Genomic DNA, 13539 nt, shown 5'->3' with positions numbered 1-13539 from the left:
AGAGCGGGCGGACGCCTAAGCCAAGGTGTTCTTGTAGATCCGGCCGTCCTTGATGATGACCTTGAGGTTGGCGTCAGGGTCGGCTAGGACGGTCAAGTCCTTGGTCGGATCGCCGTCGACCAGGAGGAGGTCGGCCCAGGCGCCCTCCGCGACGACGCCCAGCCGGGCGAGGTGCGGTGCGTCGCCGTAGGCGGCGACGTCGGCGGCGGTCGGGATCTGGTACGGGTCCCGGGCGCCGGACTCGCGGAACAGCTCGGCGTTCCCGGACGTCGCCATCCGCAGCCCCGCCACCGGACCGCCGGCCAGCCCGGCCAGCCGCGCGACCATCTCGCTCTGCACGGTGCTCTTCGCCGGGTCCAGCATGAGGTCGGTGCCGAAGGCGAGCCGCACGCCGTGCTTCAGGGCCCAGCCGAAGACGCGCTCCACGCCCCGGCACACCTCCCGGTTCTTCGCCGCCGAGGCCGGGTCGGCGTACTCGTGGTCGTCCTCGGCGAACGGCTGGGTGCAGAGCCACACGCCGCGGTCGGCCATGAACCTGAGGTCGTCCTCCGCGGCGAGGTGGCCGTGCTCGATCACCCGGACGCCCGCCTCGACCGCCCGCCGGATCCCCGCGCCGGTGTAGACGTGCACCGCGACGTAGGTGCCCCAGTCGGACGCGGCCCGCACCCCGGCGCGCAGCTCGTCCGGGGTGTACTGGAGGACGTCGAGGTGGTCGTAGGCGGACGCGACCCCGCCGCCCGCCATCATCTTGATCTGCGACGCGCCCTTCCTGAGCTGCTCGCGCACGCCCGCGAGCACCTGCGCCGTCCCGTCGGCGATCCGCATCAGCCCGAGCCGCTCCGCCCGCGCCGGAGTCCCGCCGAGGACGGTCGGGACGTCGTAGACCATGCCGAAGTCGCCGTGCCCGCCGGTCTGCGACAGCCCCGCCTGGCTCGGGTAGATCCGCGGGCCGGGCAGCAGGCCCGCGTCGATCATCCGCTTGAGGTCGCCGGTGTCGCCCGCCATGTCCCGGACGGTGGTGAACCCGCGCATCAGCATCGCCTCGGCCTCGGCGGCGCCCTTCAGGTACCCGACGCCCGCGCCGCCGAGCATCAGCTCGGCCTGCGTGGCACCGGCCAGCAGGACGTGGGCGTGCGCGTCGCTGAGCCCCGGGATGAGCGTCCGCCCGCCGCCGTCGATCTCCGTCGCTCCGGCGGGGACGTCCGCCTCCGGCCGGTCGGCCACCCGCTTGATCTTGGTTCCCTCGACGACCACGTGGCCGGGCTCGGCGCGGTCGCGCACCCCGTCGAAGATCCGCACGTCGCGGAGCACGATCCGGCCGTCCGGACGCCGCTCGCTCATCACCGGACGGTGCCCGCGCGGCGTCCACTGGATCAGTGATCGCCGAACGCTTGCCCGCTCGCAGCGAAACCTTTGCCCCCGGATCCGCGTACCGGCGCGTCCGGGCGCGGCCGCCGCAGGAACGCGGCGACGAGGACGCCCGCGGCGACGCAGACCAGCGCGTTGGCGAGGATCGCCAGCCGGACGCCGCTCAGCACGGCGGACCCGGTCTCCGTCCCGCCGAGGGCGTGCACGCGCGCCGCGACGACCGAGCTCATGACCGGGATGCCGAGCGTGATGCCGATCTGCTGGCTCATCGTCGCGAGCCCGCCCGCGAGGCCCTGCTCCCCGTCCGGCAGCCCGGACGTCGCGGTGACCATGAACCCGACGATCGCCACCAGATTGGCCGTGCCGCCCGCGAAGGTCGCCACGAGCAGCAGCGCCATCCACCCGGCGCCGGGGCCGAGCAGCACGAGCGGCAGGGTCGCGGCGGCCTGGGCGGCGAAGCCGAGCACGAGCGTCCGCCGGGTGCCGGCCCGCGCGATGACCCTGGGCGCGAGCGTCCCGCCGAGGACCGTCCCGAGCCCGAGGACGGCGAACGACAGCCCGGCCGACAGCGGCGAGAACCCGAGCACCTTCTGCATGTAGAGGGTGAGCAGGAACACGAGCGACGTCTCGGTCGCGAAGGCGAGCAGCCCGGCGGCGTTCCCCCACGCGACGCCGCGCCGCCGCAGGATCGGCACCGGCACGAGGGGCGCGGCGACGCGCTTCTCCACCAGCCAGAACACCGCCAGCAGCACCAGCCCGAGGAGCAGCGCGGACGGCACCAAGGGGTCGCTCCAGGACGTCTCACCCGCCCTGGTCAGCCCGTACACGACCGCGAGGAGCCCGAGCGTGACGGTGAGGGCGCCGAGGAGGTCCAGCCTCGGCCGCCGGGACGGCCTGCTCTCCGCCAGCACCAGCGGCGCCACGACGAGCACCGCGACGGCGACCGGCACGTTGACGAAGAACGCCCACCGCCAGCTCAGCCGGTCGGTCAGCACGCCGCCGAGGATCGCGCCCGTCGTGAACCCGGCCGCCATCAGCGCGCCGTTCAGCCCGAGCGCCCGGTCGCGCAGCGGACCGGCCGGGAACGACGTCGTCAGCAGCGAGACGGCGGTCGGCGTCACGGCGGCGGTGGCGAGGCCCTGCGCGGCCCGCGCGGGCAGCAGCAGTTCCGGGGACTCGGCGAGCCCGCCGACCAGGGACGCGACGCCGAGCACCGCCATTCCCGCGAGGAACACGCGGCGGCGGCCGAACAGGTCGCCGATCCGTCCGAACAGAAGGGTGAATCCGGCGGCGCAAAGGGCGAACACGGTCGCGACCCATTGCAGGTTCGCGAGGCCGAGTCCGACGCCCGCGCCGATATCGGGGAGGGCGACGTTGAGAATGGAGAAGTCCACCGCGAGGGTGAAACCCGCGCTGAGCAGAACGAGCAGGACGGCCCGTTGCGCGCGCGTCATCCGGTGCTGGTCGGTGCTGGTCATGCGGCTGTTCCTCCGTATCCGAGAGCGGTTGACCGGAGACGTTAAGGACGGCCGCGGCCGCCATCCAGAAACCAGCGAACCAAGCACTGGCAGGGTGAGGCTGGACGTCCCGGCCCCGCCTACTGTGAATTCATGGCCGACAGCGAACAGCGGACCCCGCTCGGCGAATTCCTGCGCAGCCGCCGGGCCGCCCTCAAACCCGGCGACGTCGGCGTCGTCTCCTACGGCGCCCGCCGCGTCCCCGGCCTGCGCCGGGAGGAGCTCGCCCAGCTCGCCGGGGTCAGCGCCACCTACTACGCGCGCCTTGAACAGGGGCACAGCGCCAACGCGTCCCCGACCGTGATCGACGCCCTGGCGCGGGCGCTGGGCCTGGACGCCGACGAGCGCGCCCACCTGCACGACCTGGCGCGGCCAGCGCCGGGGAGGCGGCGGCGCCCGTCCCGTCCCGCGGCGGCCCGGCCGGGGACGCGGCAGCTCATCGGCGCCCTGGGCGACGTCCCGGCGGTCGTCCTCGGACGGCGCACCGAGGTGCTCGCCTGGAACACGCTCGGGCACCTCCTGCTGGCCGGGCACTACGCGGCCGGCGCGCCGGACCGTCCGGCCGAGCGGCCGAACCTCACCCGCATGCTGTTCCTGGACGCCCACTACCGCGACCTGCACGTCCACTGGCAGGAGGAGGCCACGCGCGCGATCGCGTCGCTGCGCCTGGTGGCCGGACGCTTCCCCGACGACCGCGACCTCGCCGAGCTGGTCGGGGAGCTGTCGATGCGCAGCCCCGAGTTCGCGTCGCTGTGGTCGAAGCACCCGGTGGCGACCTGCGCGTCGGGCACCAAGCACTTCCGCCACCCCGAGGTCGGCGAGCTGACACTCCAGTTCGAGGCGCTGCACCTGCCGGACGACTCGGGCCACCGGATCCTCATGTACAGCGCGGCGCCGGGGTCGCCGTCCGAGGCCGCCCTCCGCCTCCTCCGCGCCAAGGTCGCCGAACCCTCTCAGCCCGCGCGGCGCGCGCACGCCGGGTGAGGCGAGGATGGACCTGCGGCTGACCGGAAGGGTCTTCATCGTCACCGGCGCCTCCGCCGGGATCGGCGCGGCCACCGCGCGGGTGCTGGCCGAGGAGGGCGCGAGCGTCCTCGGCGTCGCGCGCACGGCCCCGCCGGACTCCGGCGACCGGGTCTCCGGCCTCGCCGCCGACGTGACCGACCCGGACGCGGCGCGGACGGCCGTCCGTACCGCGATCGAGCGCTACGGACGGCTCGACGGCCTGGTCAACAACGCCGGGGGAGTGACGACGCGGTCCGGGTTCCTGGACGTGACCGACGCCGACTGGCGGGACACGTTCGAGCTCAACCTGTACTCCGCCGTCCGGATGAGCCGCGCCGCGATCCCCGAACTGCTCGCCCGTGGTGGCGGCGGCCTGGTGCACGTCGCCAGCGAGGCGGCCCGCTTCCCGGACGCGTCGCTCGTCGACTACGCGGCGGCCAAGACGGCGCTGCTCTCGATGTCGAAGTCGCTCGCCGGGGAGTACGGCGCGCACGGCGTCCGCTCCATGATCGTCACGCCCGGCCCGACCCGGACGCGGCTCTGGGACGAGCCGGGCGGCTTCGCCGACCAGCTCGCCGAGCGCTACGGCACACCGGTCGAGCAGGCCATCGACCATTTCGTCGGCACCGTGCGCGACCTGCCGACCGGCCGCCTCGGCACCGCCGACGACGTCGCCCGCGTCATCGCCTACCTGCTGTCGCCGCTCGCTGTCCAGGTGACGGGCGCCGAATGGGCGGTCGACGGGGGCGCCCTCCGCCAGCTCTGACCGGGCCGCCGAGAGGTCAGACGCCGAAGGCGGCGGGGTAGCGGATCGTCCCCGACGGGACGGGCTTGGACGCGTCCAAGGCGAGGGCCATCAGGTTCTCGTCCGGCACCTCGAAGGACGCGCGGATGCCGAACTCCGACGCGCGGCGGAAGCCGAACCTCGGGTAGTACTCGGCGTGGCCGAGCACGACCACCAGGTTCTCGCCCATCCGGCGGGCGGCCCCCAGCGCGGCGCGGATCGCGGCCGAACCGGCGCCCGTCCGCTGGTGGGACGGGGTGACCGCGCAGGGCCCGAGGGCGAGCGCCGGGGCGTCCCCGACGCGGCAGCGGGTCAGCAGGGCGTAGCCCGCGGGCGTGCCGTCGGCGGCGCTCTCGGCGATCAGCGAGAGGCCGTCGATCCAGGCGTCCGGGTCGGCGCGCAGCGCCTCGACCAGGTCGGCCTCCTCGGCGGACGGGAACGCGGCGAGGTTGATCTCCCGGATCGCGGCGGCGTCGTCCGGCCGCTCGGCGCGGGCGCGCCAGGCGGGCGCGTGGTCGAGCCAGTGGCGGCGCAGGTGGGGGACGAGGTCGTCCGGACGCTCGTCCGGGAAGAACAGCCGCGCGCCCGGGACCTCGACGACGCCGGTCGCGCCGGGGATCGCGTCCTTGAGCCAGTGGGCCCAGCGGACGTCGAAGAACGGGTCCCCGGTGCCCCAGACGATGAGGGTGGGCGCCTGGAGGGTCCGCAGCGCCGGTTCGGCGGCGAGCAGGTCGTCCGGCCCCAGGGCGAGGAGGAACCGCTCGAACTCGCGGGCGTTCTCCGGGGTGCCGAGGACGGGTTCCAGGTAGGCGCGGAGATCGGCGTCGGCGACGTCCGCGGGCCGCTCGAACCCGGTGCCGAGCGCCCCGCGCGACAGCGCGGGGTCGGCGAGCACGGCCGCCGCCGACCGCGACAGCGCCCCGGTTGCGGCGAGCTCCACGGTCGGCTTGAACGCCTCGGGCGGGACGTTGTCGTGGACGTCGCAGTTGGTGAGCGTCAGCGTCCTGACCAGCTCGGGGTTGCGGGCCGCGAAGATCTGCGCGACGGCGCCGCCGGTGTCGTTGGCGACGAGGTCGACCGCGTCCAGGCCGAGGGCGGCGCAGAAGTCCTCGACGACCTGGGCCAGCGCGCCGAGCGAGAAGTCCTGCCCCGGCCGCGCTGGGCTGCCCCCATGCAATGGAAGGTCCAACGCAACACAACGCCGTAGATCAGCAACTTGCGAAACAACCTTGCGCCACAGCCGGCTGCTCGTGCCGACACCATGCACGAACAGGGCCACCGGCCCGGACCCCGCATCGGTGTAGGCGATCGTCCCGGAACGGGTGGTGACGGTCTGGTGCTCGGTCACGGACGCCTCCTCGGATCCACACGCGAAACCGACCAACGGTCGGTTTCGATACGCTAACCGACCGACGGTCGGTTCGGCAATCCGGAAGGCTGACCATGGACGCACACCGGTCACCCCGCGGGCGGGCGACCCGCGACCAGCTCGTCGCGATCGCCACCCGCCTGTTCGCCGAACGCGGCTACGAGGGCGCCTCGATCGGGGCCGTCCTGGACGAGTCCGGCCTGAGCAAGGGCGCCCTCTACCACCACTTCGACGGCAAGGACGCGCTCTTCGCCGCCGTCCTGGAATCGGTGGAGGCCGACATCTCGCGCAAGCTCGCACGCGCGGCGGCGGACGCCCCCGACCCCCGGGCCGCCCTGCACGCGGGTTGCCTCGCCTGGGTGCGGCTGGCCGGAGACCCGGTGGTGCGGCGGATCGTCCTGATCGACGCCCCGTCCGTCCTCGGCTGGCAGCGCTGGCGCGAGATCGAGGAGCGCTACGGGTTCGGCATGGTCAAGACCGCGCTGCGCGCCGTGGCCGACCAGGGCACCCTGCCCGCCGACCTGGTCGACCCGTTCGCCCACATGCTCCTGGCCGCCCTGAACGAGACGGCCCTGACCGTGGCCCGCTCCGCCGACCGTCCGGCCGCCACCAAGACCGCCGAGTCCGCGGTGACCGAACTCCTCGCCCGCCTCCTCCCTGAGGGCCCCGCTCCGGCGGCGGGTCGCGGCCGGGACGTCAGGCGACCGCGCGAGGGAGGAAGTCGCGGATGAGATCGGCGATCTCGGGTCCGTGGGTCTCCAGGGCGAAGTGTCCGGCGTCGAGGAGGTGGATCTCGGCGTCGGGCAGGTCGCGGGCGTACGCCCTGGCGCCCCCGGCCCCGAAGATCTCGTCGTTGCGTCCCCAGGCGATCAGCACGGGCGGCCGGTGGGCGCGGAAGTACTCCTGGAAGGCCGGGTAGCCGTCGAGGTTGAACTGGTAGTCCCAGAACAGCTGGAGCTGGATTTCCTTGTTGCCGGGACGGTCGAGGTAGGCCTGGTCCAGCGTCCAGGTGTCGGGGGACAGCAGGTCCAGGCGGTCGGCGGGCACGCCGTGGGTGTACTGCCACTTGGTCGCGCCGGGCTCCAGCAGCTCGCGGACCGCGTCCTCGTTCGCCTGCCGGTCCTTGGCGTGGGCGAACAGCACGTCCCAGAAGGGGGTGAACCCCTCCATGTAGGCGTTGCCGCTCTGGCTGACGATGGCGGTGACCCGCTCGGGGGCGCGGCTGGCGATGCGCAGCCCGATCGGCGCGCCGTAGTCCTGGATGTAGAGCGCGAACCGGTCGAGCCCGAGCGAGTCGAGCAGGGCGAGGGTGACCTCGGTGAGCTTCTCGAAGCTGTAGTCGAACTCCTGGACGGACGGCATCGCCGACTGGCCGAACCCGATGTGGTCCGGGGCGACGAGGTGGAAGTCGTCCGACAGGTCGCGCAGCAGCCCACGGAACATCGCCGAGCTGGTGGGGAACCCGTGCAGCAGGACCAGGGTCGGCTTTGCCGGATCGCCCGCCTCCCGGTAGAAGACGTCGAGCCCGTTGATCCGAACGGTGTGGTGACGGACGTTCATCTGCGCGTTCCTCTTCCTGACTTCTAACCGTTAAACTCGCTTACAACGGTTAGGTTAGCCAGACCGCCACCTAACTTGTCAACTCCATGTTGTCGGTTAGCATGGGGTCATGGCGCGCAGACCACTGACGGGCGAACCCCTGCCGCTGGACCTGGTCAACACCCGCTGGCCCGACGGCGACGCGATGCTGGACGAGTTCGACGACCCCGCCGAACTCGAAGCCTGGCTGCGCGCGCACGGCCTGCCGTCCGACGACCCCGACCGCTACCTGGCCCCCCTGCGAACGGCCCGCACCGCCATCCGCCGCTCCCTGAACGAGAACGTCGACGACGAGGTCAACGCCGTCCTGAAGCACGGCACGCTGCGCCTCTCCCTGCGCGACGGCGCCCCGGCCGAACACCTGGACGTCGACGACGAGTCATGGCGTCCGGCATGGCTGGCGACCCGGGCCTACCTCGACCTGCTCGCCACGGCGCCCCCGGACCGCCTCCGCCCCTGCGCCGCGCCCGACTGCATCCTGTGGTTCCTCGACACGTCCCGCAACGGCCGCCGCCGCTGGTGCTCCATGACCGCCTGCGGCAACCGCGCCAAGGCCAAAGCCCACTACACCCGAACCACAACCCGCCCCTAACCTTTCGCCGCCGCCCACACCCCACGGCGTTCGGACGCTTCTCAAGGTAGTGGCCGCCCGCGTTCCCAGGGCGACTTCACCGCGGCGACGGGGCCGAAGGGTAGAGCTAGGCCCACCGCAGATCTAGAGGAAAGGCTCCTGTGCCCGTGTACCGGCCCCCGCCACCGTAGAGGGAGTCGATGCAACGAGATGGGAGCCGTCATGGATACAGGTCGGAAGCGGCGCGGGTGGGGAACGTCGCTGGCCGTGATCGGCGGTCTCGCCGTGATAGGGCTCGGGACGACCGGGCTCGGCGGAACCAGGTTCGGCGAGACCGGGTTCGGCGGGATCGCGGCGGCGGCCGGTGACGGTTCGCTGGTGGTCACCGACAAGGGCCCGGTGCGGGGCACCGTCGGCGCGGACCACCGGGAGTTCCTCGGCGTCCCGTACGCGGCGCCGCCCGTCCGATGGGGCTCGCCGCAACCGGCGAAGCCCTGGAAGTCACCGCGGGACGCGACGAAGCCCGGCAACGCGTGCGCCCAGAACGCGGGATTCTTCGGTGAGAAGGCGAGCGACAGCGAGGACTGCCTCTACCTCAACGTGACCACGCCACGGCGGCCCGCGAACGGCAAACGGCTGCCGGTGATGGTCTGGATCCACGGCAGCGGATTCCGGAATGGTTCCGGCGCCCTCTACCGTCCGAGGGAAATGGCCGTGCGGGGCGACGTGATCGTCGTGACCGTGAACTACAGGCTTGGCATCTTCGGCTTCCTCGACCACCCTTCGCTGGACGGCGGCCCGGCCAGGAACCGTTCGGGAAACTTCGGCCTCGAAGACCAGCAGGCCGCCCTCCGCTGGGTGCGCAGCAACGCGGCGGCTTTCGGCGGCGACGCCCGCAACGTCACTGTGTTCGGTGAGTCGGCGGGCGGGGTGAGCACGTGTTCGCAGCTCACCGCCCCGGATGCCGCGGGCCTCTTCCAGCGGGCGATCGTCCAGAGCGGTCCGTGCACGGTCGAGAACTGGCCCGACTGGGACGGGACGGTCGACCCCTCCGGCAGTTGGCTGCCGCGCTCGCGGAGCAAGGCCGAGCGCCAGGGCCAGGCGGTGGCCGAGAGGCTCGGCTGCCCCACCCCCGCCACGGCCGCCGCGTGCCTGCGCGCGCTACCGACGTCGAAGCTCCTGAAGGAATCCGAGTACGGCTTCGCCCCGGTCTACGGCGGCGGAGGCGTCCTCCCGTACTCACCGAAGCAGGCGCTGCGCGAAGGGAAGTTCGCCAAGGTCCCGGTCATGTACGGCATGACGCGCGACGAATACCGCACGTTCGAGGCCGCGCAGCAGCTCATGGGCGTTCCCCCGCTGGCGAACGAAACGGATTACGCCGCCCGCGTGCGCGCCTACGTCGGCGCGGAGAAGGCGCCGAAGGTGCTGGCCAGGTATCCGCTCCGGAACTACGGTTCGCCGAGCGAGGCATGGTCCGCCCTCGTAACGGACGCCACCTTCGCCCGTTCGGTAACGGACTTCGGCCAATCCATCGCGCCTCGGGTCCCCACCTACGCCTACGAATTCGCCGACGTCAAGGCGCCGTGGGTCGCGAACGTAGAGACCCCGGGCTTCCCAACCGGCGCCTTCCACGCCGCCGAACTGCAATACCAATTCGAGACCGACTACTTCGACAAGAGTCGCCTGACCCCCACCCAGCAGCGCCTGGCCGCTCAAATGACGGACTACTGGACAAGGTTCGCCCGCACAGGCGACCCAAACGGCAAGGGCACACCGACCTGGCGACAGGGAGCAAGCACCACCCAGGTCCTCGCCCCCGGCGCGGGAGGCATCCACCGCATCGACTTCGCGAAGGAACACAACTACACCTTCTGGAAGACCCTCTAACCAGAAAAGACGCGTAAGCCCACCCACGGCCGACGGCGAACCAACCGCCGTCGGCCGCACGAACCAACCCGCCCAGAAAAAACCGAACCCCTCTTCCCGGCCACAGCAAAAAACCTGTACCGCCTGCCATCCTGCGCATTACCCGCCTGCCACGCGGCTTCAAAGAACTCGCCAAGCGGACGCATCACGGTCGCCCCCAACTCCGAAGCCGCCCCCAGAACACGAAACGGCCCAACGCGCGACCGAACTGGCGGCGTCCCGCCCCAGCACCCCCAAACAGCGTTCACCATGGCTGAGGAAGCCAGGGATACGTTCCCACGACCCGCGACACACCCGCGTCGCACCCCTTCTAACCTCGCCGCCCACCGCACATCATCGGGAGCAACATCAAGCTGACGATAACGCTCCACGCTCACGCACCCTGGACGAGAAGCGAACGGCACCCAGAAACCTGTCCTAGCTGAGGCCGTTCCTGCCAAGGCCCCGAAACCATAACTGGTTCCGGGCCTTTCGCCGATCAGTGAGGTGGGCAGGCGCGGGCTCGAACCGCCGACCTTCGCTTTTCAGAAGTACAACCGCCTGCCGCCACAATGTCTACCGAGGTCGGACGGTGCTGGACGCATGTTGATGGCTACCAGGGGTTGGGACTGTTGTCGTCAGCCTGCGGTCTCCTGGCCTGGCCTTTTGGGGCTGGGCATAGTCGACCGGCCAGTTTCGCCTATCGATGGGGGCCGCGCCAGGTGATGCGTCGTGGAGACGATGTCGGCTCGTCTTCGTATCGTAGGCGTATGGGTCCTGGAGCTTCGGGTGAACATGAACTGCAGGCCGTTGAGGTTGCGGCGTCGATGGTCGAGAACTTGAGGGCAACGGGGAACTACACCGCCAAGTACCGCGATGAAGAAGAGCGGAGGGTGCTCCAAAGAGCTGGCCGCATCGCCAGAGAGACCGTGAAGCCACGCAGGATGTCTTTTCGTAGCGTGGGCGGGGCATTCGCCGCCTGGTGGACGGACCCGACACCGCTAGAGGACGAGATCACGACGCTACGTGCCATGGACGCGATCGACGCCGCCCTTCGCGATCAGTCACCTGGGGAATGATCTCGCCGAGGATCGGACACACCGGTTCATTACGAGTCTCAGGAACAAGATCCAGACCCGTCCAGACTTGTCCGCCGACCTGACACCCTCACAGATGCCTCGTGGCTCCTAGCCTGTCCAGCGCTGCCCAAAGCCGTTGTCAGCTCCTGCGTTAGGCAAGCTCACGGCGTCGTCCCCTGGCCCCACCGCCCCGTCGGCGACCCACGACACGGTCTGAACGTATACAGCCGCCGTGTTTGCGTAAACACACGCCCTGTGGTTCCATGATGTTTACGCAAACAGAGAGACTGTGTGCGTCAACATGGAGGCAATGTGGCCACTGTACTCACGGCGATCCGCTCTCAGATGGGGTCCACTCCCTACTACGTGACCACCATGAAGGTGTTCGAGCTGGTCCAGATCGCCCGCCCGGCTAGCGAGAAGGACGAATGGGCCACCAGTGGCCTGACGGAGCGGCTGCAGCGGGAGCTGAACGACACCCGCGTGCGGACCGAGATCGCGCCCTACCTCGCCAAGTCCCCGGACCGATTCTTCGGAGCCCTCATCCTGCTGCTGGACGCGGATGAAGAGCCGGTGTTCGAGTCCCTTACCGACCTCGCCAAGAACCTCCCGCAAGCCTACAAGTCCTCAATGGCTAAGGGGCTGGGGTTCCTCACGATCAACAGCGGCGAACGCGTCCTCCTCGACGGACAGCACCGGTTCGCCGCGATGCGCGAAGTCGTCATCAACAAGTCGGTCGACGGCGAGTACGTCAAGGACGTCGCCAACGACGAAGTGACCGTCATCATCGTCCCGAATATCGGCCCCCAGCACACCCGGAAGATCTTCAACAAGGTCAACCGCTACGCCAAGACCACCAGCCGGGGCGACAACATCCTCACCAGCGAGGACGACGGCTTCGCGATCATCACCCGTCGTCTGGCCGACGACGATGGCCCCCTCGCAGGCAAGAACCACAAGGGCGAAGCCCTGGTCAACTACAAGAACAACACCATCACCGACCGCAGCGTTCAGCTCACCACCCTCAGCGCGGTCTACGAAACTGTTCAGATCGTCGCCAGGCACTACGACCTCGCTGATGAGCTGAACGAAAAGAAGACCCATGTCCGCCCGGAAACCGAGTTCCTCGACCAGGGCTACGAACACGTTCAGGGATGGTGGTCGACCGTCCTGGACGAGATGCCCGTGCTCAAGCACGGCCGTGACAACACCAAGAACCTCCCGGAACTGCGCGCCAAGGACGCCAACCACGGCCTGCTCTTCAAGCCCGCCACCCACATCGTGCTCTTCCAGGCGCTCTCCCAGATCCTCGAGCACGCCCCTAACCTCACGCTTAAGGAAGCGGTGGCCCGCGCCTACAAGGTCGACTGGAAGATCACGAGCCCGCTCTGGCGGGACGTCCTGATCAACTCGGCCCACAACATCCTCACCAAGAGGGAGAACTACAACCTGGCCGCTGATTTCCTCACCTACCTGGTCGTCGGAAACCAGGTGCCTACCAGCGACGTCGACCAGCTGACCGAGCGCATCGCCACCGCTCGCGGAGAGGACATTACGACCTTCGAGCTCCCGGCGCCGCTCACCTCTTGATTGAGCTAGGCAGCCGGACACTCGACCAGCGAGGATCCGAAGTGCTCGTTCGCGCGAACGGCGAGACGGCGCGACAACCAGAATCGCGCGAATGAGCGCTTCGGCTCGGGGACCAAGGCGGCGTAGCTCCCTGGTTCGAGATCGATCAACTGGGTCGGATCGCCTGCCGTCAGATGAGCGCTCTCGCTCGTTTTCGGCGGCTGCTGTCCGAGCTTGGGCGGTTAGCCGACGCGGCGAGGATGTTCCGCGGTCCAACATCTCGTTGGACGCGCCGCGTGCCTAGGCCAACCAGTTGCGAGGGTGTTGTCAAAAGGCCCGGAACCGTGTGTGGTTCCGGGCCTTCTGGTTGGTCTGGTGGAGTGGGCAGGGGCGGGGTCGAACCGCCGACCTTCCGCTTTTCAGGCGGACGCTCGTACCGACTGAGCTACCTGCCCAGGACGTGCGGCCGCACGTCTGGCGGTCCTGACGGGATTTGAACCCGCGGCCTCCACCTTGACAGGGTGGCGAGCACTCCTAGCTGCTCCACAGGACCTTGCGGCTCCGAGCCTGGCTGGCCTCGGAGGGGTGTCTTGACGACGTCCGAGAGCATACGCGATGGCCCAACGGTGCGCCAACTCGTTATCGGCCGAGGGGCGTAACGGTGAGATACCGGGCAGATACCGGTTGGCGGGGTGTGTTTCGTGTTGTGGCGTGGACTCCTAGTCTGTCCGGGTTACGCGCAGCGGTGCGTGACCGGAGGGTAGCGCCGCTCC

The 13539-nt window shown here is 70.3% G+C and carries 11 protein-coding genes, 2 tRNA genes and 1 pseudogene; 7 read left to right on the top strand and 7 right to left on the bottom strand.

Annotated elements, in window-relative coordinates; translation table 11 throughout:
- Positions 1-15 precede the first annotated feature (15 nt).
- The gene (locus ACH01S_RS32345) at positions 16-1341 is read right to left on the bottom strand and encodes a metal-dependent hydrolase family protein (RefSeq protein ID WP_067900471.1); all 1326 of its coding nucleotides are present in this window, start codon (positions 1339-1341) and stop codon (positions 16-18) included.
- Between the two features lie 32 nt (positions 1342-1373).
- Positions 1374-2846 (bottom strand): MFS transporter, encoded by a 1473-nt coding sequence (locus ACH01S_RS32340; RefSeq protein ID WP_067900465.1) that lies wholly within the window; start codon positions 2844-2846, stop codon positions 1374-1376.
- A 132-nt stretch (positions 2847-2978) separates the two neighbouring features.
- Here ACH01S_RS32340 and ACH01S_RS32335 point away from each other — a divergent pair, with 132 nt between their 5' ends.
- Entirely contained in the window at positions 2979-3869 is an 891-nt protein-coding gene (locus ACH01S_RS32335; protein ID WP_067900462.1) for a helix-turn-helix domain-containing protein, read from the top strand.
- A 7-nt stretch (positions 3870-3876) separates the two neighbouring features.
- Positions 3877-4656 carry an SDR family NAD(P)-dependent oxidoreductase gene (locus tag ACH01S_RS32330; protein ID WP_067900459.1) on the top strand — a complete coding sequence of 260 codons (780 nt, stop codon included), beginning with the start codon at positions 3877-3879 and terminating at the stop codon, positions 4654-4656.
- 16 nt (positions 4657-4672) lie between these two features.
- Here ACH01S_RS32330 and ACH01S_RS46275 read toward each other — a convergent pair whose 3' ends face one another.
- Positions 4673-5209, bottom strand: a complete 537-nt coding sequence (locus ACH01S_RS46275; protein ID WP_067900578.1) for a GNAT family N-acetyltransferase — start codon at positions 5207-5209, stop codon at positions 4673-4675.
- Between the two features lie 453 nt (positions 5210-5662).
- A pseudogene (locus tag ACH01S_RS46270) lies at positions 5663-5941 on the bottom strand (alpha/beta fold hydrolase); the annotation flags it as partial.
- A gap of 176 nt (positions 5942-6117) precedes the next feature.
- Between ACH01S_RS46270 and ACH01S_RS32320 the strand changes: the two are divergent.
- A complete protein-coding gene (locus tag ACH01S_RS32320; RefSeq protein ID WP_067900456.1) occupies positions 6118-6774 on the top strand; it encodes a TetR family C-terminal domain-containing protein in 657 nt (218 codons plus the stop codon).
- Here the strand turns inward: ACH01S_RS32320 and ACH01S_RS32315 are convergent.
- Positions 6740-7603, bottom strand: coding sequence for an alpha/beta fold hydrolase (locus tag ACH01S_RS32315; protein ID WP_067900453.1), 864 nt, complete (start codon positions 7601-7603; stop codon positions 6740-6742). The genes ACH01S_RS32320 and ACH01S_RS32315 overlap by 35 nt on opposite strands.
- Before the next feature lie 109 nt (positions 7604-7712).
- On the opposite strand from ACH01S_RS32315, the gene ACH01S_RS32310 reads away from it, so the two are divergent.
- The 4 genes from ACH01S_RS32310 (at position 7713) to ACH01S_RS32295 (ending at position 12787) form a co-directional block, all read left to right on the top strand.
- On the top strand, positions 7713-8234 hold the full coding sequence (locus ACH01S_RS32310) for a CGNR zinc finger domain-containing protein (protein WP_067900451.1): 522 nt from the start codon (positions 7713-7715) through the stop codon (positions 8232-8234).
- A 357-nt stretch (positions 8235-8591) separates the two neighbouring features.
- Complete coding sequence (locus tag ACH01S_RS32305) at positions 8592-10100, top strand: carboxylesterase/lipase family protein (protein WP_218010475.1); 1509 nt, start codon at positions 8592-8594, stop codon at positions 10098-10100.
- An 845-nt stretch (positions 10101-10945) separates the two neighbouring features.
- Positions 10946-11197: a hypothetical protein gene (locus ACH01S_RS32300; RefSeq protein ID WP_067900448.1), complete on the top strand. Its 252-nt coding sequence runs from the start codon at positions 10946-10948 to the stop codon at positions 11195-11197.
- A gap of 312 nt (positions 11198-11509) precedes the next feature.
- Entirely contained in the window at positions 11510-12787 is a 1278-nt protein-coding gene (locus ACH01S_RS32295; protein ID WP_148344213.1) for a DNA sulfur modification protein DndB, read from the top strand.
- A gap of 360 nt (positions 12788-13147) precedes the next feature.
- On the opposite strand, the gene ACH01S_RS32290 is transcribed toward ACH01S_RS32295, so the two are convergent.
- Positions 13148-13221, bottom strand: a tRNA-Phe gene (locus ACH01S_RS32290).
- A gap of 20 nt (positions 13222-13241) precedes the next feature.
- A tRNA-Asp gene (locus tag ACH01S_RS32285) sits at positions 13242-13319 on the bottom strand.
- Positions 13320-13539 lie beyond the last annotated feature (220 nt).

It is taken from the genome of Actinomadura chibensis NBRC 106107, assembly GCF_001552135.1.
GTDB lineage: Bacteria > Actinomycetota > Actinomycetes > Streptosporangiales > Streptosporangiaceae > Spirillospora > Spirillospora chibensis.
Note: the sequence above shows the minus strand (reverse complement) of the source record. Positions and strands in the feature narration are given on the sequence as shown.

Bases quoted from the DNA above. Each gene is read 5' to 3' on its own strand.
- ACH01S_RS32345 (WP_067900471.1), bottom strand. From the start codon at position 1,341: ATGAGCGAGCGGCGTCCGGACGGCCGGATCGTGCTCCGCGACGTGCGG.
- ACH01S_RS32340 (WP_067900465.1), bottom strand. From the start codon at position 2,846: ATGACCAGCACCGACCAGCACCGGATGACGCGCGCGCAACGGGCCGTC.
- ACH01S_RS32335 (WP_067900462.1), top strand. From the start codon at position 2,979: ATGGCCGACAGCGAACAGCGGACCCCGCTCGGCGAATTCCTGCGCAGC.
- ACH01S_RS32330 (WP_067900459.1), top strand. From the start codon at position 3,877: ATGGACCTGCGGCTGACCGGAAGGGTCTTCATCGTCACCGGCGCCTCC.
- ACH01S_RS32320 (WP_067900456.1), top strand. From the start codon at position 6,118: ATGGACGCACACCGGTCACCCCGCGGGCGGGCGACCCGCGACCAGCTC.
- ACH01S_RS32315 (WP_067900453.1), bottom strand. From the start codon at position 7,603: ATGAACGTCCGTCACCACACCGTTCGGATCAACGGGCTCGACGTCTTC.
- ACH01S_RS32310 (WP_067900451.1), top strand. From the start codon at position 7,713: ATGGCGCGCAGACCACTGACGGGCGAACCCCTGCCGCTGGACCTGGTC.
- ACH01S_RS32300 (WP_067900448.1), top strand. From the start codon at position 10,946: ATGGTCGAGAACTTGAGGGCAACGGGGAACTACACCGCCAAGTACCGC.